This is a genomic window from Dyella sp. ASV21 (assembly GCF_016428975.1).
Classification (GTDB): Bacteria; Pseudomonadota; Gammaproteobacteria; order Xanthomonadales; family Rhodanobacteraceae; genus Dyella.
The window spans coordinates 1-314 of the sequence record NZ_JAELTT010000350.1; the positions used below are offsets into that span (position 1 = coordinate 1).

General features: G+C 72.9%; 1 pseudogene. It reads left to right on the plus strand.

Annotated elements, in window-relative coordinates:
* A pseudogene (locus JHD67_RS21895) lies at positions 1–128 on the plus strand (histidine kinase); the annotation flags it as partial.
* Between the last annotated feature and the right edge of the window lie 186 nt (positions 129–314).

A 314-nucleotide genomic window follows, 5' to 3' on the forward strand; every position in this document is an offset into this window, starting at 1 on the left:
TGGTGATGCGCGGCGATAGGCTGGTAGGCATCGTTTCCGAACGCGACTACGCGCGCAAGGTGATCCTGCAAGGCCGATCGTCTGCCCAGACCGCAGTCTCAGAGATCATGAGCAGCCCGCCCTTGACCTGTCTCTTATACACATCTGACGCTGCCGACGACAACGTTCGGGTGTAGATCTCGGTGGGCGGCGGATCATTAAAAAGGGGGGGGGGGGGGGGGGGGGGGGGGGGGGGGGGGGGGGGGGGGGGGGGGGGGGGGGGGGGGGGGGGGGGGGGGGGGGGGGGGGGGGGGGGGGGGGGGGGGGGGGGGGGG